An 18,349-nucleotide genomic window follows, 5' to 3' on the forward strand; every position below is an offset into this window, starting at 1 on the left:
GAGAATGCCATGGTCTTTCGCAGTCATAGAGAGAAGTTCTTCCTGTTTCTGGTGTGCCTGATCGTGGGCACCATGATATCCACCCAGTTCCGCAGCGCGGAACAGGCCAAACAGTCTGTGAACCAGCAGCGGGCGGAAGATCTGGTGGAGAAACTGAAGAACGCGGAAAAGGAAAACAAGGAACTGGCCAACCGGCTGGAAGAACTGGAGACCCAGGGAGCCGGCGGGGACAAGAAAGTCCTTAACGACCTGAAGATCAAATCCGGGGAAGTGGCCCTGAAAGGCCCCGGGGTGGTGGTCACGGTGAACGACAGCCAGGTGAAACCCAAGGCCGGGGAGAACCCCAACCTGTATGTGATCCACGATGATGATCTGCTGCGGCTTTTGAACGAACTCCGGGCCGCAGGGGCGGAAGCCCTGGCCATCAACAAGGAACGGCTGCTGGATGTATCGGAAGTCCGGTGCGCCGGGCCCACTGTTTCGGTGAACAACACCCGGTTCACCCCGCCCTACGAGATCCGGGCCATCGGGGATCCCCAGACTCTGGAAAGCGCCCTGCGGCTCCGGGGCGGAGTGGTGGAAACCCTGAAGTTCTGGGGGATTTCCGTGGACGTGAAGAAAAAGGACAGCGTGGAGATCCCTGCCTACAAGGGAACCCGTCATTTTGAATATGCCAAGCTGGAAGAGGGGGGAGCCAAATGATCTATGCCCTGTTGGGACTGGCGGCGGGCATTGCTCTGGGAGCCTATTTCCCGGTGGTGCCGCCCATGTACAGCAAACTGGTGGCCGTGGCTTTCATGGGCTGCCTGGATGCGGCGTTCGGCGGCTTCCGATCTTCCCTGGAAGGTCATTTCGACCACCGGATCTTCCTCAGCGGCTTCTTTGCCAACGGGATCTTCGCCGTGTTCCTGTGCTATTTCGGATACCGGCTGGGGATCGACCTGTACTATGTGGCCCTGATCGCCTTCGGTCTGCGGATCTTCAACAACATCGCCATTATCCGGCGGCTGCTGATGGGGAGCTGATGGTTCGGTGAACAATCTCCGGTAAAGAAGGCAAAATTTTCCCCAAAATGGGGATGAAATATTATCTGTTAAATGGTATACTAGATATAGTGTACGAAGAAACAAACTATCCAATCACACAATAGATGAGGAGGACCATGAAACATGTTTGAGGCAGACAAAGATACGATGGATCAGCCCCTGGAAAAAATCAAGGTCATCGGTGTGGGCGGCGGCGGCAACAACGCCGTGGACCGCATGATCGAGGCCGGACTCCAGGGTGTGGAATTCGTCGCTGTGAACTGCGATGCGCAGCAGCTGAAAAAATCCAGCGCCCCCACCAAGATCCAGATCGGTGAGGACGAAACCAGAGGCCTGGGTGCAGGGGCCAACCCGGAAGTAGGGGAAAAATCTGCAGAAGAATCCAAAGACGTACTGGCAGAATGCGTGAAAGGTGCTGACATGGTCTTCATTACCGCTGGTATGGGCGGCGGTACCGGTACCGGTGCAGCCCATGTGGTGGCAGAAATGGCCAAACAGGCCGGTGCTCTCACCGTTGGCGTTGTGACCAAGCCTTTCTCTTTTGAAGGACGCCGTCGTTTCAACGTGGCTGAACAGGGGATTGCCAACCTGAAAGCCAAGGTGGATGCCCTGATCACCATCCCCAACGACCGTCTGCTCCAGGTTGTGGATAAACGGACTTCCATGAAAGATGCCTTCAAACTGGCCGATGATGTGCTGCGCCAGGGCGTACAGGGAATCTCTGACCTGATCAGTGTCCCCGGTCTGATCAACGTGGACTTCAACGACGTAAAGGCCGTTATGACCAACGCCGGTTCCGCCATGATGGGCATCGGCACCGCCAAGGGTGACGAAGGCGCTGCGGCTGCAGCTGAAAACGCTGTGAAGAGCCCCCTGCTGGATTCCACCATCGAAGGCGCCAAAGGGGTGTTGCTGAACATCACCGGCGGCCCCAACCTGAGCCTGATGGATGTGAACGAAGCCAGCAAGATCATCACCGATGTGGTGGATCCTGATGCCATCATCATCTTCGGGGCCAACATCGACGAAAGCATGGAAGACGAAATCCGTGTCACCGTCATCGCCACCGGCATCGACGAAGGGAAACCGGCTGCCGGTACCACTACCCCGAAACCTGCTTCCTTTGTAAAACCCCAGACTTCCACCAGCCGGATCACCAAGGCTGCTGAAGAAGCTGCCGGTTCCAAGGTGAGCAGCTTTACTTCTCCCACTTCGGAGATTCCGCCCTGGATCCGCAACAAATAAGGAACTGGGGGTGTAGGTTATGAAATGTCCATTCTGTGGCTGCGAAGATAGCCGTGTCATCGATTCCCGTTCCGTTGAAGAGGGGGCGTCCATCCGGCGGCGTAGAGAATGTCCCCGCTGCGGACGGCGTTTCACGACTTACGAAAAATATGAACAGATCCCTCTGTTGGTCATCAAACGGGATGGCCGGCGGGAAATGTTCGACAGCAAGAAAATCCTGGCCGGACTCCTGCGGGCCTTTGAAAAACGGCCCTTTACCTACGAACAGATCCAGTCTCTCACCAGTCAGATCGAGAACGAGATCCGGGCGTCCGGGGAAAATGAAGTGAAATCCACGAAAATCGGAGAAGTGGTCATGGCCCGTCTGGAAAAGATCGACCAGATTGCCTATGTGCGGTTCGCCTCCGTGTACCGCCAGTTCGCCGACGTGAACAGCTTCATGCAGGAAATCCAGAATATGCTGGATAAGGGAAAAGGAAAGTAAATAAAAAAAGCTGTGAAAAAATGAGAAATCATTTTTTCACAGCTTTTTTTTTGTTCGCTGCCGATTTTTGCCGTTAATAGCCCGATTTTTCCACTGGGGAAGGAATTTTTCTTTGGACCTCGAAGGGTAACAGGGAAAGGAGGTGAAACAGATGGAACAGTTTCACTGGAAAGCCCGTACCCGGGAAGGACAGCTGTGCCAGGGGACCCTTTCTGCAGCCACCCTGGAGGAGGCCGGGAAGGAACTGGCCCGGCAGTATCCCTATATCCTTCAGCTACGGAGGGATAACTTCCTGGAAAAACAGTTCCAGGGGAAGCGTTCTCTGAGAGACCTGGACCGGGAAACCTTCTTCCGCCGGCTGGGACTGCTGCTCCAGGGAGGTCTGCCCATCCTCCGGGCCCTCCGGGCTCTGGAAGGCCACAGTTCCCCTGCGGTGAAGGAGCTGTGCCGGGAACTGGACCACGCCCTGGGCCGGGGCTTTTCCCTGTCCCAGGCCCTCCGGCAGCAGGAAAAGCAGGTGGGCAAGCTGGCAGGCCCTCTGGCGGCAGCCGGGGAGAACAGCGGTCAGCTGCCTCTGGTATTCCAACAGCTGGCGGTATTTTATCAGAAAAAACGGGAGAATCAGAAAGCAGTGCTCCAGGCCTGTCTGTATCCGGCGCTGGTGCTGGGCTTGTCCCTGGTGCTTACCGGAGTGTTCTGCTGGCTGGTGGTGCCCCTTTTGGGGGACCTGTACCAGTCCCTCCGGCTGGAACCGGCGGCGGGCTTCCGGCTGCTCCTTACGGTGGTCCGTAGCTTCCAGGCGCATCCTTTGGTGTTCCTGGGTCTTCTGATTCTCCAGGGAGCCGGGCTCCTTCTGGTGTGGCGGAAAAAGTCCCGGTGGCTGCCCCGGCTGCCCCTGATCCGGAACTGGGTCCGGACCTTCTGGGAAATCCGTTTCCTGGGGCTCCTGGCCCTGCTGCTTAGGGGCGGCCTGCCTCTGGACCGGGCCCTGCCTCAGGCGGCTCAGATTTTGCCGGAAGGGCCCTGCCGGACCTGTGCCAGGGCCATGGAACAGGCGGTGGTGGCAGGATCGTCCCTGGCAGGCGCCGCCCGGCAGCAGCCTCTGCTCCTGAGTCCCCTGGCGGTGGAATTTGCCGCCCTGGGAGAAGAAAGCGGCCACCTGCCGGCTCTTTTGACGGAAGCCGCTCATTTGTTGGACCAGGATTTCCAGAACCGGCTGAAACAGGCCAAAACCCTGCTGGAACCGGTGCTGCTCCTGGTCCTGGCCGGGGGCTGTACGGCCATGCTGGTGCTGCTCCTGTCCCCGCTTTTTGCCCTGCTCCAGGGACTGCCCCTGGTGCCCTGATTCATTGACCTATTGAATCTATGCTCTGTCTCACGAAAGGAGAAAGAAATGCAGACAACGATGAAAACCAATTGTATCCTGAAAGCAACCCAACCTGCCAACACGATCCGCCGGAAGAAGCAGCCCGGTTTCACCCTCATCGAACTGATTGCCGTCCTGGCCATCATAGGGGGCCTGGCTGCTTTCCTGCTGCCCTCCATCCGCAGCGCCATGGACCGGTCCCGGGACAGCCAGCTGATTTCCGACATGGCCCTGCTCCAGAGCGGCGCCCAGCTGTACGAACTGGAACTGGCGGAAAAGCCCCGAGACATCCAGAGCCTGGTGGACAAGAAATACGTGCCCAACCGGGACTACAGCAAGATCTCCATGAGCGAAACCGACGGGGAGTACGTGTTCACCGCCACTTTGAGCAACGGGGAGAAAGTGTCCAGCGACACCCTGGGAGAAAAGAAAGGGGCAGAGGCATGAATCCCAGGGCCCGTCGGCAGGGCGGCTTTGTGCTGACGGAACTGCTCCTGGTGCTGGGGCTTTGTCTGGGGCTGGTCCTGGCTCTTTTGCCCTGCCTGTCCCGGTGGCAGGAGCTTGCCAATGGGTTCCGGCTCCAGCTGGGAGCCCGGGCCGCCGGCAGCACCTTTACCGCCCTCCAGCAGCGGGCCCAGTACCTCCACAGCAACCATGTACGGTTTTCCATGAATCCAAAGGGCAGCCAGGTGTATGGCCAATACGGGACCAGGCAGCGGACTGTGCTGGATTATCCTTCCCTGGGTCTGGAGGATTTCCGGGTCCGGACCTTTGAAGGAGGCTTCACCCCCACCGGCAACGGGGAAGAGGGGTTTGCGGTGGCCGTCTGCCAACAGGCGGATCCTGACCGGTACCAGCTCCTTTCCTTTTCCCACTTTGTGGGACGGATGGAATACCATGGATTCCGGTAAACGGCAGCCCGGGTTCTTCCTGCTGGACGGAATCCTGGCGGTGTTCCTTCTGGGGGCGGCGGCCCTGTCCTTTGCAGCGGGCTCCCGGCTGGCTCTCCAGGGCGTCCGGCTCCGCCGGGAACTGGAAACGGGAAGCCGGCTGGCGGTCCGGCTCCTGGAGGAGGGGGAAAATCCGCCTTTCCCGGACCCGGAGTGGGAGACAGAAACCGTTCTGGAACCGGTGCCCCAGCTGCCCGGGGTGATGCTCCGGAAAATCTGCCTCACCCGCCGGGGGAAAGGACGCTGCTGCTATGCCCGGTATGAGAAAAAGTAAAGGAAGCCTGCTGGCGGAAGGGCTGGGGGCCCTGGCCCTTTTTACCCTGGTGCTGTGCCAGCTGCTCCAGGGACTGCCCAACTTGTGCCGGTTCATGGAAAGCTGCTGGACCCAGGGAGAACTGGACCGGCTGGAACAGGACCTCCACTCCCGGCTGGAAAGCCGGTTCTTTTACGAAGTGGAACAGGTCCGGGTGTTCCAGGGGGACCATGGCACGGAAGTCCGGTGTTACGGAAGGCCGGATGCCGCCTGGGAATCCTGGTTCGTCATGACCACCGCCAAACGGCCCTGGCCCACCCTGTACGTAAAGATCTGGAAACCCCGGAAGCACAACCCGGTGAGTCTGGCGGTCTCTCCGGAACATGTGCAGGTGGAGAATTTTTCCGCTTCCCTTCCAGAGCCGGGAAAACTGGCCTGGGAGCTGACCCTCCGGGATCGGAAAACCGGTCAGGAGAAAGTGTGGAAGGAGGTGCTGCCCTATGGCCGGTAAGAAATCTCCCGGGATGATCAGCCTGGTGCTGCTGGTGGGGTTGGGGCTCCTGGGCACGGTGTGGGCCGGGCTTCTGGGGGTGACCCGCCAGGCTCTGAAGGACTGGCAGCTGAAGCAGGAGGCCCGGCAGGACGCTGTCCTGTTCCGGAGCCTGTGCGGGATCCGGGAGGGAGAGCCCTTCCTGGCACCGGGAGAAAAGCGGCAGCTGGAACCGGTCCGGTTCCAGCCGGAGGGACCGCTGGTCTATGCTTCCCTGGAAACCATCCAGGAGGGCCGGATCCGGGAAGAAGTCCTCCGGCTCCACCGGGAAACCGGAGAAGAACTGATGAAAGGCCGGCGGTATGAAATCCGGATGCCCGGTACAGAGCCTGGGGAGATCTTTCCAGAAACCGGCATCTGGGCGGAGGGACGGAAGGAGGGGAAGCTGTTTGTGGACTGGTCCCTGTTCGGGCGGAAGCCTGCCTGGTCCCTGCCTGATTCCCGGCGGATGGAAGCCCCGGTGGAAAAAGTGTTCTGCTATGGCCGGGAAACCCTCCAGTGGCCGGAAAAAACAGGCCGGACAGTGCTGCTCCAGGGCAGCGGGGTGCTGGTGAACCGGGGGAGCATCCGGTTCCGTCAGGGCTTCCGCTGCAAGGGGGATTTCCGGTTCCTGGCCAACGGGGATATTACCGTGGAAAAAGGCGCCCGCCTGGAAGATGCCTACCTTTACGCCACCGGAACCCTGACCCTGGAACCAGGCTCCCACGTAACCGGGATCCTGGCCTGCCGGGGGCCCATCGTGGTGAAAAAGGGGGCGGAGTTTGTGAAGAGCGAGGGGGTGGTGGGGGTTTTCCGCACAAAGGCTATCGCATAACCCAGGCGCACGATATGGGCCCATCTGCTTTGTCAGCAGCGGATTTTGACTGGGGCATGTACGTCCGTGTACTATGCCCCAGCCAAAATTCGCTGCTTTCGCGCATCTGGACCCATCTCGTGCGCCTGGCAGGGAATCGGAGGGACGGATTTCACCAACAAAAAGTCCGCCCCGGGAGGGGAGGGGGACCATGCGGAGCACGGTGGTGGGGGCATCGGCGACAGCCGATCCTTTGCAGGGCCGGCCGAAAACAAGGGAGTGTCTGGCAGAAGCAGAAATATGATGACAGCAGTATCCATTGCTGTCTCTTAGGTAGATAGTTTCCGTACCACCGTCAAGGGATTCGGTCCTTTAAGGACCTCATGCCCCCACCACCGGGCAAGCCCGGTCCCCCGCCCCTGCAGGGCGGACTTGCCCTCCCGGCGGAGAGTCCTCGCGGGTGTATGGGTATTGAAGTTTTTCCCCTCTGGGCGGCCGGGACGGGTTTGCCTGCGGCGAAACCCCTGCGTCGTCGACCTCAAAGCAGCGATAAAAAATTTTTGACCCCATTTCTGAATAACTATACGGCGATGAAGGGTTCGCTGAGAATTTGTTGATAGATACATAGCCCCCCTTTTTTCACAAATTTCATGTTTCTTCCTTCTTTTATCGTGTAGAATAGAAGGGAAGTGATACGAAGGAGGAATATCCATGCATCTGAAAAAATCTGCGGCGGCGCTGGCTCTGGGGCTTTCTCTGGCTCTGCCTCTGTCCGCTTTTGCTTTTGGCCATACCACTCTGCTCCGGCAGGATTATTCGGACGGGAAGGCGGCAGGCCAGGTGCCCTTTGTGGACGGGCTGAAGGAGGCCAATCTCCAGGCCAACCTGAACCACCTGATCAAGGAAAAGGCCAATGCCCTGGGGAAAAAAGCCGGGGGCAAGGCGGTGCTTTCTTATGAAGTGACCATGAACCGGCCTACCCTGTTCAGCATCATCCTGAAGGCGGAAGGGGACCGGACGGTGTATGCCGGCATGAACCTGGACGTAACCGGGGGGAAGGTCCTGGAAGACCAGGATCTGCTGTATACCAATTCCACGGAATATGCCCAGTATATCCAGGGGAAAAATTACGTGTTCGCCGAAGAGGGGATCCGGGTGGCTTCCCAGCCGGAAGGGCCCTTGGACACCACCATCCCTTATACGAAACTGCTGAAGGCCATCAACGTGGCGGAAGGGGCCCGGCTGCTTACCAGCTACAAACTGGACAGCAATGGGGAAGACATGACTCTGGACCTGAAGCCCGGTGAACTGGTGGCCCTGTACATGGATGCCAACCCCACCAGCGGCAACCAGTGGGTGATGGTGGACCAGAGCGCCCAGCCAGGGTTTGTAAACCTGGGCCATTCCTTTACCCTGCCTCTGCTGAACCCCACCGGCCAGGCAGGCTCTCCCGGGGTGACCATCCTGTTTGCCGGTTTCAGCCAGCCCGGTGACTACCAGATCAAAGCGGTCTACGCAAAAAAAATGACCGCCCCCTTAAGGGAGCGGGTGTTTCGGTTCAGGGTGAGGTAGAGGGGCTGTTGCATGAGCAACAGCCCTTTTAGTCGGAAGTCAGGAGTCGGGAGTCGGAAGCCTCAGGAAAGGATCCGCCTGGTTGGACGGATCCTTTCGATTGTATAGAACCAGACTCGAAATCGACCTGGGATATCATTTCATCCAAAGGTTCTACACATTCAAAAATTTGCCTGCAAATTTATCATTCGGCTCCAGACTTCAGACTCCCGACTTGAGCCGCTATGCGGCTCTATAGCTAGGGGCTGTTGCTTATGCAACAGCCCCTTTTTCACTTCCCAAAATACTCCTCATACACCCGTATCAGCTGGCGGGCGGTGGCGGCATCTCCGTAGCGGCAGATCCGGGCCACGTGGAGGGCTTTGCGGCCGAATCTTTCCGGCAGCAGGATCATCCCGTGCATGTTCCACTGGTAGATCCCATTGGGCATCCGGGACCGGAAGTAGTCCGCCAGGATTCCATCTTTGGGGTCGCACCGCTTTTCCAGGGTGTTCACGTTGCTGAATTCCCGGAACCGGTCCTGGTCGTCTGGATGGATGAAATTGCTGATGTAGTAGTCCCAGGCTTTGGGGCTGTCGAAGGTCCTCCCTGGCTGGAAGGGGGAGTTTTTGTACCAGAAGGCCAGGGGACGGGCCTCTTTTTTGTCCATATCCAGCAGGGTCACTGTGTTGTACAGTTCATAGACCCGGTCCTGGAGTCCCTGGAGTTTGTTTGCCTGGAGCCGGTCCATGGTGGTAGTGATGTTCTGGAGCCGGCATTTGTACAGGTAATAGTCATTGGCCTGGGCAATCAGGTGTATCTGGAGCCAGAAGAACTGTCTCTGACTCTGGAAGGTGACGGACCCTTTCTGGCCCGGTTCCGCTACCTGTTGGATGCAGGGGGCCAGGGTCTTCCACAAAAAGCTGTCCGGCCGGCTCATGTCTGCAGCCACGGCTTCCGGATTGGGGAAGCCCATGGACCGGGTCACCTTCTGATAGGCGCTGTTGGAAAAGAAGAATTGGAACTGGTGTCTGTCAGCCTGATCTTTTTTAAATTCCACCAGGGCCAGGGGACTGTCGGTGATCAGATTCACCCGGTCTGCCTCATCGAAATACCGGCGCATGGCGTCTGTTTCGTGGAACAGCCCCACTTTTTCTGCCACCCAGCGGGAATCCACCACTTCCAGGGGACGGCTGAACAGGAATCCCTGGAGCCGGTCGCAGCCGATGGAACGGAGGAATTCCGCATGGTCAGGGGTCTCTACTCCTTCCGCCAGGGTAAAGATGTCCAGCTCTTTGGCCATCCGGACCACATTTTTCACCACGGTCCGGGCCCGGTCAGTGAAACTGTCCAGAAAGGCCATGTCCAGCTTGATGGTGTCGAAACCATAGTCTTTCAGTACGTTCAAAGAAGAAAAGCCGCTGCCAAAGTCGTCCATCCAGATCTCGTAACCGGCGGACCGGAACTGGTCCAGCACCGGGGCAATGGAGCTCATGTCCTGGACAAAGACGCTTTCGGTGATTTCCAGAGCCAGCTGGCTGTGAGGGATGCCGGCCCGGTCCACCCGGCCGTTGATCTCTTCAAATAAATTGCAGGCAAAAAAGTCCAGCCGGGACAGGTTGAAGGAAACCGGCACCATGGCCATGCCTTCATCAGCCCGGGGATGGTAATGGGCGCAGATCTGGTCCACCATGCACAGGTCCAGCTTGTGGATGGTGCCGGATTTTTCCAGGGCAGGGATGAAGATGCCCGGGGAAATCAGCCCGTGGACCGGGTCCTGCCAACGGGCCAGGGCTTCGAAACCGCAGAGGGTATAGGACAGGCTCCGAACAATGGGCTGGAAATACAGTCGGATCCAGCCTTTGGCAATGGCTTCATCTAAATGGGCGCAGACGTACTCCTGGAGAGCGGTCCGGTCCGGGGTATGGAATTGGGAAGCACGGGTATCTGGAGCCATGAGGCACCTCTTTTCTTATTTTCTCACCGGACAGGACCGTCCAGGCTCCCCGCTAACGGAGCAATCCGGAAGAATCCTGTCCCTGCGCGCAAAACACTTTTATAAGTATATACGGACTGTAAAAAAATACAACAGATTTCTGCACTTTTCACAGAGTTTTTTTTAATTGTTCATGAGGGAACCGGGAGCCTCCTCCTTCTGGCCATCTCCGGAGGAATATGATAAAATAAAAAGTCATGGATTGTACGTATTCAGGGATCATCCCTGCTGGATCATAAAGGAGTCTCTAATGGAAAGAAAAGATATCGAACTGCTGTCCCCGGCAGGCACCTGGGAAGCTTTGGAAGCGGCTGTGTTTGCCGGTGCCGACGCGGTGTACCTGGGGGGCAGCCATTTTGGCGCCCGGGCCTATGCGGAAAACTTCGGACCGGAGGAAATGACCCGGGCCATCCGGTTCGCCCATCTCCACCGGGTAAAGATCTATGTAACGGTGAACACCCTGGTGGATGACGGGGAAATGCCTGATATGGGGGAATACCTGTGCTTTTTGAGCAATATCGGGGTGGACGGGATCATCGTCCAGGACCTGGGGGTGATCCGGGTGGCCCGGCAGGTGGCGCCGGAACTGCCCCTTCACGCCAGTACCCAGATGACGGTGACCAATTCCGCCGGGGCTCTGTTTACATACCACAATGGTATGGAACAGGCGGTGATGGCCCGGGAAACCTCCCTGAAGGATCTGAAGACCATCTGTAATATCACCCCGGGCAAGATTGAAGGATTCATGCACGGAGCCCTGTGCGTGTGCTACAGCGGCCAGTGCCTCATGAGCAGCATGATCGGAGGCCGCAGCGGCAACCGGGGCCGGTGTGCCCAGCCCTGCCGGCTGCCCTACACTTTGGTGAACAAGGACGGGAAGGACCTGCTGGCCAAGGTGGATGCCGGCCATTACCTGCTGTCCCCCAAAGACCTGAACACCCTGGATGTGCTGCCCCAGCTGATCGAAACGGGGATCCATTCTTTCAAGATCGAAGGCCGGATGAAGCGGCCGGAATATGTGGCGGTGGTGACGGACATTTACCGCCGGGCCATTGACAGCTACCTGGCCGGCCATTATGAAGTGCCCCAGGAAGACCGGGATAACATCGAACAGATCTTCAACCGGGATTTCACCACTGCCTATATGGTGAACCGGCCTGGACGGACCATGATGAGCGACCGGCGGCCCAACAACCGGGGAGTGCTCCTGGGCCGGGTCCAGAGCCTTGCCAAGGATCATACCGCCGGCACCCTGAAGCTGGACCGGGACCTGCACCTGGGAGACGGACTGGAATTCTGGGTCAGCGTAGGGGGCCGGGTGGGCACCTCCGTGGAACATATGACCGTAAACGGGAAAGAGGTGCCGGTGGCCCGGGCAGGCAGCAGCGTCACCATTCCCGTACCCCGGGGAATCCGGCTCAACGACCGGGTGTTCCGGACCTATGACAATGAACTGATGCAGTATGCCGCCCAGTATTTTGGAGAAGACCACAAGAAACGGATCCCTCTGTATGCAGAAGTCACCGCTCGCCTGGGCCAGCCCATGGAAGTGAAAGTGACCGACGAAGAAGGGAATACCGGCTCTGCAAAAACCGGGTTCATTGTGGAAAAAGCCCGGAAACATGCCCTGGATGAAGCTGCGGTGAAAAAGCAGCTGGACCGGCTGGGGACCACGGAATTCTCCCTGGGAGAACTGGTCTGCCGCCTGGATGAAGGGGTCATGGTCCCCATGAGCGAAATCAACGAAGCCCGCCGGGCAGCCGTGGAAGAACTGACCCAGAAGCGGCTGGACGCCTTCCTGCCTCCCCGGAAAAAGGCTGTGTGGCACAGGGAAGTGCTCCGGCAGCGGGAAAACCACGGCACCCGGAAACACAGCCAGCTCAGCGTCCAGGTGGACACCCTGGAAAAGGCCAAAGTGGCCCTGGAAGCCGGAGCCGATGTGCTGCTGGTGGGAGGGGACAGCTACACCCTGCCTCTCCTTACCCTGGAAGATTACAGCACCATCAGCGGCTGGACCCGGGCCCGGGGGAAACAGTGGATGGCGGCCACCAGCCGGATCGTCAGCGAAGGCCAGCTGAAGTACTTCCGGAGCGCCCTGGCCCAGTGGGCGGCTCTCCAGCCCGACGGGTTCCTGATCGCCAACAACGGGCTGGTGGAAATGGCCCAGGAGCTGGGGCTGCCTCTGTGGCTGGATTATGACATGAACGCCTACAACAGCCAGAGCATCCTGTTCTGGCAGGAACAGGGCTTTGCCGGGGTAACCCTGTCTCCGGAACTGACCCTCCAGCAGGTGGGGGCCCTGGTGAAGAAGAGCCCGCTCCCCATTGAGTGTCTGGCGGAAGGGGCCCTGGAAATGATGGTCAGCGAATACTGTGTGGAAGGGAGTTTCCTGGGGAACCTGCACAAAGGATCCTGCAGCTTCCACTGCAAAGAGCAGGGATTCCTGGAAGACCGGAAGAAGGAAAAGTTCCCTCTGAAGCAGGACCAGTTCGGCCGGATGCACGTGCTCAACGGCCATCCCTTGTCCATGCTGGCCAATGTGCCGGATATGGAAAAGGCCGGGATCGCCCGGCTGCGGATCGATGGCCGGGGCTATACCGCCGAAGAGCTGGGTGAACTGACCGCCCTGTACCGGGGCGTGCTGGACGGGGACACCAAAGTGGAAGAGAACCGGCCCCACACCACCCGGGGACATTATTTCAGAGGAGTTTTGTAAGCATGGGGAAATTTGCTGTCAATACATTGGAATTCGATAAAGTGAAGGCGCTCCTGGCGGACCAGGCAGGGACTTCTCTGGGCCGGAGACTGGCCCTGGACCTGGTGAGCTCCAGCCGGTTCGAACAGGTGAAACTGGCCCAGGAGGAAACTGCCGAAGCCGTCCAGCTGCTGGACGAAGGGAAACGGCTGCCCCTGGGGGGCATGACGGATATCAGTCCCCTGGTGAAACGGACCCGGGTAGGGAGCATCCTGGAGCCGGAAGACTTCAAGGCCATCGGAGACACCATCGACGGGCTCCGGCATCTGAAGCAGTTCCTGCTGGAAGACACGGAAAACGCTCCGGCCCTCCGGGATTATGGTCCCCAGCTGGGGGATTTCACCCGGCTGAGCAAGCAGCTGTCCAGCGCCCTGGATGAAAAGGGGAACATCAAGGATAACGCTTCCGTAAAGCTCCAGGGCCTGCGCACCGGGATCCTGGCGGCCAAGAACCGGGTGAAGGACAAACTCACCAATATCCTCCACGATCCCAACAACCAGAAATACTTCCAGGATGCCCTGGTGACCATGCGGGAAGACCGGTACGTAATCCCCATCAAACAGGAATACCGGCTGAACTTCCCCGGGGTGGTCCATGACCAGAGCGCCAGCGGGGCCACCTTGTTCGTGGAACCTATGGCAGTGGTGAACCTGAACAACGACATCAAGAAATACCGGCTGGAGGAACAGGCAGAAGTGGAACGGATCCTCCGGACTCTCACCGGCCATGTGGGCAGCGAGGCGGAAAACATCCTCAGCTCCCTGGAAGTGGCGGCCCAGGTGGATCTCATCGGTGCCAAGGCCGCCCTGGCCCAGAAGCTCCACTGCTGCCGGCCCATGATGATCCTCCAGCAGCGGCTGCGGATTACCCAGGGACGCCATCCTCTCCTGGACCAGGAAAAGGTGGTGCCTCTGGACATCAACCTGGGGGACGATTTCACCACCCTGCTGATCACCGGCCCCAATACCGGCGGGAAAACCGTGGCCTTAAAGACCGTGGGGGTGTTCGCCCTCATGGCCCAGGCAGGGATGTTCGTCCCGGCCAAAGAAGCCATCCTGCCGGTGTTCGGCGGTGTCTATGCGGATATCGGGGATGAACAGAGCATTGAACAGAGCCTGTCTACTTTCTCCGGCCATATGAAGAACATGATCTCCATTTTGGATGAAGTCCGGGAAGGGGACCTGGTGCTGGTGGACGAAGTGTGCGTAGGGACTGATCCCACCGAAGGGGCGGCCCTGGCCATGGCCATGATCGAGTACCTGTACAACAAAAAGGTGCTTACCATCATGACCACCCACTACAGCGAACTGAAGACCTTTGCCTACGAGCATGAGGGTATGGAAAACGCCAGTGTGGAATTCGATCCGGAAACCCTCCGGCCCACCTACAAGCTGCTCATGGGTGTGCCCGGCAGTTCCAACGCCTTCTACATCAGCAAACGGCTGGGGCTGCCCCAGGAGATCCTGGACGAAGCCAAGACCTTCATCGGAGAAGGCCACAGCAATATGGAACGGGTGCTCCAGAACCTGGAAGGGGAGCGCCGGGAATATGAAAGCCGGAAGGACGAAATCGCCTCCCTCCAGCGGGAAGCGGAATACCTGAAGAACGAACTGACCCGTCAGAAGCAGGACCTGGAAAAGAGCCGGAACGCCATTTTACGGAAGGCCCGGGAACAGGCGGACGAACTGTACCGGAACGCCCGGCGGGAATCCACTTCCATTTTGAAGGAACTGCGGGCCAACCAGGACATGGTGGAAAGCCGGAAGGTGGAACAGCTGGCGGAACTGTCCCGGAAGGTGCTGAACAAGAACTTCTCCATTGACGGGAAGCCCATGCCGGAAGGTCAGGGGCTCACCAGCGGCAATGCGGCGGTGGGCAAGAAGGTGTATGTGAAGAAAATCGGCCAGAGCGGCACCATTGTGGCCCTGAACGGCAAGGAAGTCACCGTGCGGATCGGGATCATGAAGATGAATCTGAAGCTGAAGGACTGCCTGTTGCTGAAGGAAGCGCCCAGCCAGCCCCGGAGCACCCACCGGACCCTGAAGAAGAGCACCAGCCAGGGCCACAACCTGTTTGTGAAGAAGGCCCAGGACGCCACGGTGCAGATCGATGTGCGGGGCAAGACCGTGGATGAAGCCATCCCCTATGTGGACAAGGCCATTGACGATGCCCTGCTGGCCGGGATGGACCGGTTCCGTCTGGTCCACGGGAAAGGCACCGGCATGCTGCGGAAAGGCCTCCTGGAATACCTGGACCAGCATCCCAATGTGCTGAAAACCGAAATGGCCCCCCTGAATGAAGGGGGATTCGGGGCCACCATTGTGTGGGTGAAATAAAAGCGCGGTGCCTGGGCGCCGCGCTGTCAACGGTCGGCGGCCGGAGGAGGAAACCCGCCGCTGGCGGGTTTCTTTGAAGGGAAACGCAGCCCTCAGGGCTGCGTTTCCCTTCAGGAGCATCTGCCTTTGGCAGATGCTCTCCTTCGTCCAGTGACCATTGACCGCTGACAAAAAAATCCTGCTGCAGGCTGCAGCAGGATTTTTTTCACTTCACCTCTTCCACCAGCCTTGCCAGACGGCTCTGAAAGATGTCTCCCTGGGTGATGGCGCTGGCAGGCTTCCACCAGGCCAGAGAATCCTTGGGATTGTTCAGGAAGGTCCGGCCGAAGGGGGTTCCGATATCCCGGGGAGAAGCCCAGGAAAACAGGGTCAGGTTGGGTTTGAACACCCCCACCTGTTTCCCGGTGGGAGCCAGGGACTCGGTCATGGGCTGGACAATGGGCCGGAGGGGGATCTTCTGGACCTGGATGGGACGGGAGGGGGTTACAGGAGTGTAAACGGGAGTGGGAATGGGACTGTGATTCTGGAAGCCGCCCACCGGCACCGTGGGCCGGGGCACAGGAGAGCCGATCCGCCCGGGTTTGGGCACCGGAATGGCCCCGGCCGCCAGCGCCGAACCGCAGACGGAAAAGGCCGTAAGGATGGTCAGGAAAAACCGTTTCCAAATGGATTGTTTCATGGGAATCACCTCTTTGGTCCTATTATAGCATATTGGAGGGGCTGCTGCACAAAAGGGGGTACGGCGGTCCTGGGCGGGCTGCCCGCTCATCCGGTGGCTGGCGGCTCATTTTGCGGGCGGCCGGGCCTGCCGCCCCTACGGTTGGAGCAGAGTCTCCCATCCTGCCGCCCACCTAGCCACTTACCCACCTGGCTGCCTCTCCCTTTTCGAACGATAGTGTAACTTATGTTATAAAAGTTCGATAAAACATTGACAGAGCCCCGGTCCGTTGATAGAATAGGAGTATAAATTATTGTGGTGGTTTGGCTCTGAGAAACTTGAACACTGGCTGTGCGGGCGGTATCAAGGGCCTTTTTTATTGGAGGTGCTCACGAATGAAAGCAGCAATTATCATGGGAAGCAATTCGGACTGGCCGGTGCTGGAACCTGCGGAAAAAACTCTGAAGGAATTCGGGGTAGAGGTGGAAGTAGTGGTGGCCAGCGCCCACCGGACTCCGGAATTGGTACAGGAATTCGCCGCCGGCGCCCGTGACCGGGGTGTGGAAGTCATCATTGCCGCCGCCGGTGCAGCGGCCCATCTGGGCGGATTCATCGCCGCCTTCACCACGGTGCCGGTGATCGGGATTCCCATCAACGCCACCCCTCTCAACGGGATGGATTCTCTCCTGAGCTTCGTGCAGATGCCTTCCGGCATTCCCGTGGCCACCATGGCCATCAACGGGGCTAAGAATGCCGCCATCTTCGCCGTGGAGATCCTGGCGGTGAAGTATCCGGAACTGGTGACCAAACTGGCGGAAGCCCGGGCCAAGATGAAGGAAGAAGTGAAAGCCAAAGGGGAAAAACTGGCTGCTGCCAGAGCCGCCGCTGCCAAAGCATAAGGAAACGGGAGGAACTATGGGGGACAAGTTTTTTGCGGAAGACAAGCTCCATGAAGAATGCGGGGTCTTCGGCATCTATTCCAAGAAAGACGACGTGGCACTGAATACCTACTGGGGGCTGTTCGCTCTCCAGCACAGAGGCCAGGAAAGCGCCGGCATCGCTGTCACCGACGGCCGGCACATGCACATCAAAAAGGGCATGGGATTGGTGAACGATGTGTTCAAGGACGGACTGAAGGGCCTGGACGGCTGCATTGCCGCCGGCCATGTACGGTATTCCACCACCGGGGCCAGCATGCCCTACAATGTGCAGCCGCTGAAGGTGTTCTATGACGGGGGCAACCTGGCCCTCAGCCACAACGGCAACCTGACCAACGCCGCCCAGCTCCGGAAGGAACTGGCCAACGACGGGGTGGTGTTCCAGACCACCATCGACAGCGAAGTGGTGCTGAGCCTGATCGCCCGGAGCCGGAAAAAGACCCTGCCGGAACGGGTGGCGGAAGCGGCTGACACCATCCGGGGTGCCTTTGCCATCCTCATCATGAACGATGACCAGCTGATCGCCTTCCGGGATCCCTACGGCTTCCGGCCTCTGTGCCTGGGCCGGCTGGACCACGGCTGGGTGGTGGCCAGTGAAACCTGCGCTCTGGATCTGGTGGGGGCCCACTATGTGCGGGACGTGAAGCCCGGGGAAATGATCGTCATCGACAACGAGGAAACAGAACCCAAAAGCATCATGTACAGCACCCACAAACCGGCCCACTGTGCCCACTGTATTTTCGAATACGTGTATTTCGCCCGTCCCGACAGCATCATCGACGGGGAAAGCGTATACCAGGCCCGTCTGAACATGGGACGGATCCTGGCCCGGGAAACCAGGGGGATCAAGGCGGATGTGGTGATTTCCGTGCCCGATTCCGGCACCCCTGCAGCCATCGGCTACGGCCTGGAAGCCGGGATCCCCTTTGTGGAAGGGCTCACCAAGAACAAATACATCGGCCGGACCTTCATCCAGCCCACCCAGAAACAGCGCCTCAATGCGGTGCGGCTGAAACTGAACGCCAACCGGAGCCTGGTGGAAGGGAAATCCGTGGTGATGGTGGATGACTCCATCGTCCGGGGCACCACCAGCGGCAAGATCGTCCAGCTGCTCCGGGATGCGGGAGCCACGGCGGTGCACGTGTGCATCAGTTCGCCCCCTGTAATGGATTCCTGCTTCTACGGCATCGACACTTCCGAACGGAAAGAACTGATCGCCGCCAGCAAGACGGAAGAAGAGATCCGCCAGTACATCAAGGCGGACAGCCTCCATTACATTACCATGGAAGGACTCCGGGCCAGCCTGTCCGTGCTGAAACCCGATGATATGTGCTATGCCTGCTTCAATTCCCATTATCCGGATGGAGCAGATAAAGAAATGAAAAAAGGATCCAAATTACAGTTTGAACTGGGTTGCTAAGGAGGAAA

Annotated in this window: 17 protein-coding genes; 15 read left to right on the forward strand and 2 right to left on the reverse strand. The window is 58.8% G+C overall.

The window, feature by feature from the left end; genetic code table 11:
- Nucleotides 1-9 precede the first annotated feature (9 nt).
- From ACTQY5_RS10395 to ACTQY5_RS10445, 11 genes are all read left to right on the forward strand, one after another.
- Entirely contained in the window at nt 10-702 is a 693-nt protein-coding gene (locus tag ACTQY5_RS10395; protein WP_154487274.1) for a DUF881 domain-containing protein, read from the forward strand.
- A complete protein-coding gene (locus tag ACTQY5_RS10400) occupies nt 699-1,025 on the forward strand; it encodes a small basic family protein (protein WP_022488223.1) in 327 nt (108 codons plus the stop codon). Before ACTQY5_RS10395 ends, ACTQY5_RS10400 begins: the two co-directional genes overlap by 4 nt.
- 144 nt (nt 1,026-1,169) lie before the next feature.
- The gene (ftsZ, locus tag ACTQY5_RS10405) at nt 1,170-2,291 is read left to right on the forward strand and encodes a cell division protein FtsZ (RefSeq protein WP_022488222.1); all 1,122 of its coding nucleotides are present in this window, start codon (nt 1,170-1,172) and stop codon (nt 2,289-2,291) included.
- 19 nt (nt 2,292-2,310) lie between these two features.
- Nucleotides 2,311-2,775, forward strand: a complete 465-nt coding sequence (gene nrdR / locus ACTQY5_RS10410; RefSeq protein ID WP_154487272.1) for a transcriptional regulator NrdR — start codon at nt 2,311-2,313, stop codon at nt 2,773-2,775.
- Nucleotides 2,776-2,926: 151 nt separating this feature from the next.
- Nucleotides 2,927-4,120: a type II secretion system F family protein gene (locus tag ACTQY5_RS10415; protein ID WP_154487270.1), complete on the forward strand. Its 1,194-nt coding sequence runs from the start codon at nt 2,927-2,929 to the stop codon at nt 4,118-4,120.
- A gap of 48 nt (nt 4,121-4,168) precedes the next feature.
- On the forward strand, nt 4,169-4,588 hold the full coding sequence (locus tag ACTQY5_RS10420; RefSeq protein WP_022488218.1) for a type II secretion system protein: 420 nt from the start codon (nt 4,169-4,171) through the stop codon (nt 4,586-4,588).
- Nucleotides 4,585-5,052 carry a hypothetical protein gene (locus ACTQY5_RS10425; protein ID WP_022488217.1) on the forward strand — a complete coding sequence of 156 codons (468 nt, stop codon included), beginning with the start codon at nt 4,585-4,587 and terminating at the stop codon, nt 5,050-5,052. The genes ACTQY5_RS10420 and ACTQY5_RS10425 overlap by 4 nt, the downstream gene beginning before the upstream one ends.
- Nucleotides 5,039-5,365: a hypothetical protein gene (locus tag ACTQY5_RS10430; protein WP_022488216.1), complete on the forward strand. Its 327-nt coding sequence runs from the start codon at nt 5,039-5,041 to the stop codon at nt 5,363-5,365. Before ACTQY5_RS10425 ends, ACTQY5_RS10430 begins: the two co-directional genes overlap by 14 nt.
- Nucleotides 5,343-5,855, forward strand: a complete 513-nt coding sequence (locus tag ACTQY5_RS10435; protein ID WP_022488215.1) for a hypothetical protein — start codon at nt 5,343-5,345, stop codon at nt 5,853-5,855. Before ACTQY5_RS10430 ends, ACTQY5_RS10435 begins: the two co-directional genes overlap by 23 nt.
- The gene (locus ACTQY5_RS10440; RefSeq protein ID WP_441369175.1) at nt 5,845-6,708 is read left to right on the forward strand and encodes a hypothetical protein; all 864 of its coding nucleotides are present in this window, start codon (nt 5,845-5,847) and stop codon (nt 6,706-6,708) included. Before ACTQY5_RS10435 ends, ACTQY5_RS10440 begins: the two co-directional genes overlap by 11 nt.
- A gap of 690 nt (nt 6,709-7,398) precedes the next feature.
- A complete protein-coding gene (locus ACTQY5_RS10445; RefSeq protein WP_154487258.1) occupies nt 7,399-8,259 on the forward strand; it encodes a protease inhibitor I42 family protein in 861 nt (286 codons plus the stop codon).
- 271 nt (nt 8,260-8,530) lie between these two features.
- Here the strand turns inward: ACTQY5_RS10445 and ACTQY5_RS10450 are convergent, their stop codons facing one another.
- Nucleotides 8,531-10,195, reverse strand: coding sequence for an EAL domain-containing protein (locus ACTQY5_RS10450; protein WP_441369176.1), 1,665 nt, complete (start codon nt 10,193-10,195; stop codon nt 8,531-8,533).
- Nucleotides 10,196-10,484: 289 nt separating this feature from the next.
- On the opposite strand from ACTQY5_RS10450, the gene ACTQY5_RS10455 reads away from it, so the two are divergent.
- On the forward strand, nt 10,485-12,950 hold the full coding sequence (locus ACTQY5_RS10455) for a DUF3656 domain-containing U32 family peptidase (RefSeq protein WP_441369177.1): 2,466 nt from the start codon (nt 10,485-10,487) through the stop codon (nt 12,948-12,950).
- Nucleotides 12,951-12,952: 2 nt separating this feature from the next.
- Nucleotides 12,953-15,325 (forward strand): endonuclease MutS2, encoded by a 2,373-nt coding sequence (locus tag ACTQY5_RS10460; protein WP_022486726.1) that lies wholly within the window; start codon nt 12,953-12,955, stop codon nt 15,323-15,325.
- Between the two features lie 205 nt (nt 15,326-15,530).
- Here ACTQY5_RS10460 and ACTQY5_RS10465 read toward each other — a convergent pair whose 3' ends face one another.
- Nucleotides 15,531-16,004 (reverse strand): hypothetical protein, encoded by a 474-nt coding sequence (locus ACTQY5_RS10465; protein WP_441369178.1) that lies wholly within the window; start codon nt 16,002-16,004, stop codon nt 15,531-15,533.
- A 374-nt stretch (nt 16,005-16,378) separates the two neighbouring features.
- Here ACTQY5_RS10465 and purE point away from each other — a divergent pair, with 374 nt between their 5' ends.
- Both purE and purF read left to right on the forward strand, forming a co-directional pair.
- The gene (gene purE / locus ACTQY5_RS10470; RefSeq protein WP_022486986.1) at nt 16,379-16,882 is read left to right on the forward strand and encodes a 5-(carboxyamino)imidazole ribonucleotide mutase; all 504 of its coding nucleotides are present in this window, start codon (nt 16,379-16,381) and stop codon (nt 16,880-16,882) included.
- 16 nt (nt 16,883-16,898) lie between these two features.
- Complete coding sequence (gene purF / locus ACTQY5_RS10475; protein WP_022486987.1) at nt 16,899-18,341, forward strand: amidophosphoribosyltransferase; 1,443 nt, start codon at nt 16,899-16,901, stop codon at nt 18,339-18,341.
- Nucleotides 18,342-18,349 lie beyond the last annotated feature (8 nt).

It is taken from the genome of Acidaminococcus sp. HCP3S3_H5 (assembly GCF_052122235.1).
GTDB lineage: Bacteria > Bacillota > Negativicutes > Acidaminococcales > Acidaminococcaceae > Acidaminococcus.

Bases quoted from the DNA above. Each gene is read 5' to 3' on its own strand.
- ACTQY5_RS10400 (WP_022488223.1), top strand. From the start codon at position 699: ATGATCTATGCCCTGTTGGGACTGGCGGCGGGCATTGCTCTGGGAGCC.
- ACTQY5_RS10420 (WP_022488218.1), top strand. From the start codon at position 4,169: ATGCAGACAACGATGAAAACCAATTGTATCCTGAAAGCAACCCAACCT.
- purE (WP_022486986.1), top strand. From the start codon at position 16,379: ATGAAAGCAGCAATTATCATGGGAAGCAATTCGGACTGGCCGGTGCTG.
- ACTQY5_RS10455 (WP_441369177.1), top strand. From the start codon at position 10,485: ATGGAAAGAAAAGATATCGAACTGCTGTCCCCGGCAGGCACCTGGGAA.
- ftsZ (WP_022488222.1), top strand. From the start codon at position 1,170: ATGTTTGAGGCAGACAAAGATACGATGGATCAGCCCCTGGAAAAAATC.
- ACTQY5_RS10430 (WP_022488216.1), top strand. From the start codon at position 5,039: ATGGATTCCGGTAAACGGCAGCCCGGGTTCTTCCTGCTGGACGGAATC.
- ACTQY5_RS10460 (WP_022486726.1), top strand. From the start codon at position 12,953: ATGGGGAAATTTGCTGTCAATACATTGGAATTCGATAAAGTGAAGGCG.
- ACTQY5_RS10395 (WP_154487274.1), top strand. From the start codon at position 10: ATGGTCTTTCGCAGTCATAGAGAGAAGTTCTTCCTGTTTCTGGTGTGC.
- ACTQY5_RS10440 (WP_441369175.1), top strand. From the start codon at position 5,845: ATGGCCGGTAAGAAATCTCCCGGGATGATCAGCCTGGTGCTGCTGGTG.
- purF (WP_022486987.1), top strand. From the start codon at position 16,899: ATGGGGGACAAGTTTTTTGCGGAAGACAAGCTCCATGAAGAATGCGGG.
- ACTQY5_RS10450 (WP_441369176.1), bottom strand. From the start codon at position 10,195: ATGGCTCCAGATACCCGTGCTTCCCAATTCCATACCCCGGACCGGACC.
- ACTQY5_RS10415 (WP_154487270.1), top strand. From the start codon at position 2,927: ATGGAACAGTTTCACTGGAAAGCCCGTACCCGGGAAGGACAGCTGTGC.
- ACTQY5_RS10465 (WP_441369178.1), bottom strand. From the start codon at position 16,004: ATGAAACAATCCATTTGGAAACGGTTTTTCCTGACCATCCTTACGGCC.
- ACTQY5_RS10435 (WP_022488215.1), top strand. From the start codon at position 5,343: ATGCCCGGTATGAGAAAAAGTAAAGGAAGCCTGCTGGCGGAAGGGCTG.
- ACTQY5_RS10445 (WP_154487258.1), top strand. From the start codon at position 7,399: ATGCATCTGAAAAAATCTGCGGCGGCGCTGGCTCTGGGGCTTTCTCTG.
- ACTQY5_RS10425 (WP_022488217.1), top strand. From the start codon at position 4,585: ATGAATCCCAGGGCCCGTCGGCAGGGCGGCTTTGTGCTGACGGAACTG.
- nrdR (WP_154487272.1), top strand. From the start codon at position 2,311: ATGAAATGTCCATTCTGTGGCTGCGAAGATAGCCGTGTCATCGATTCC.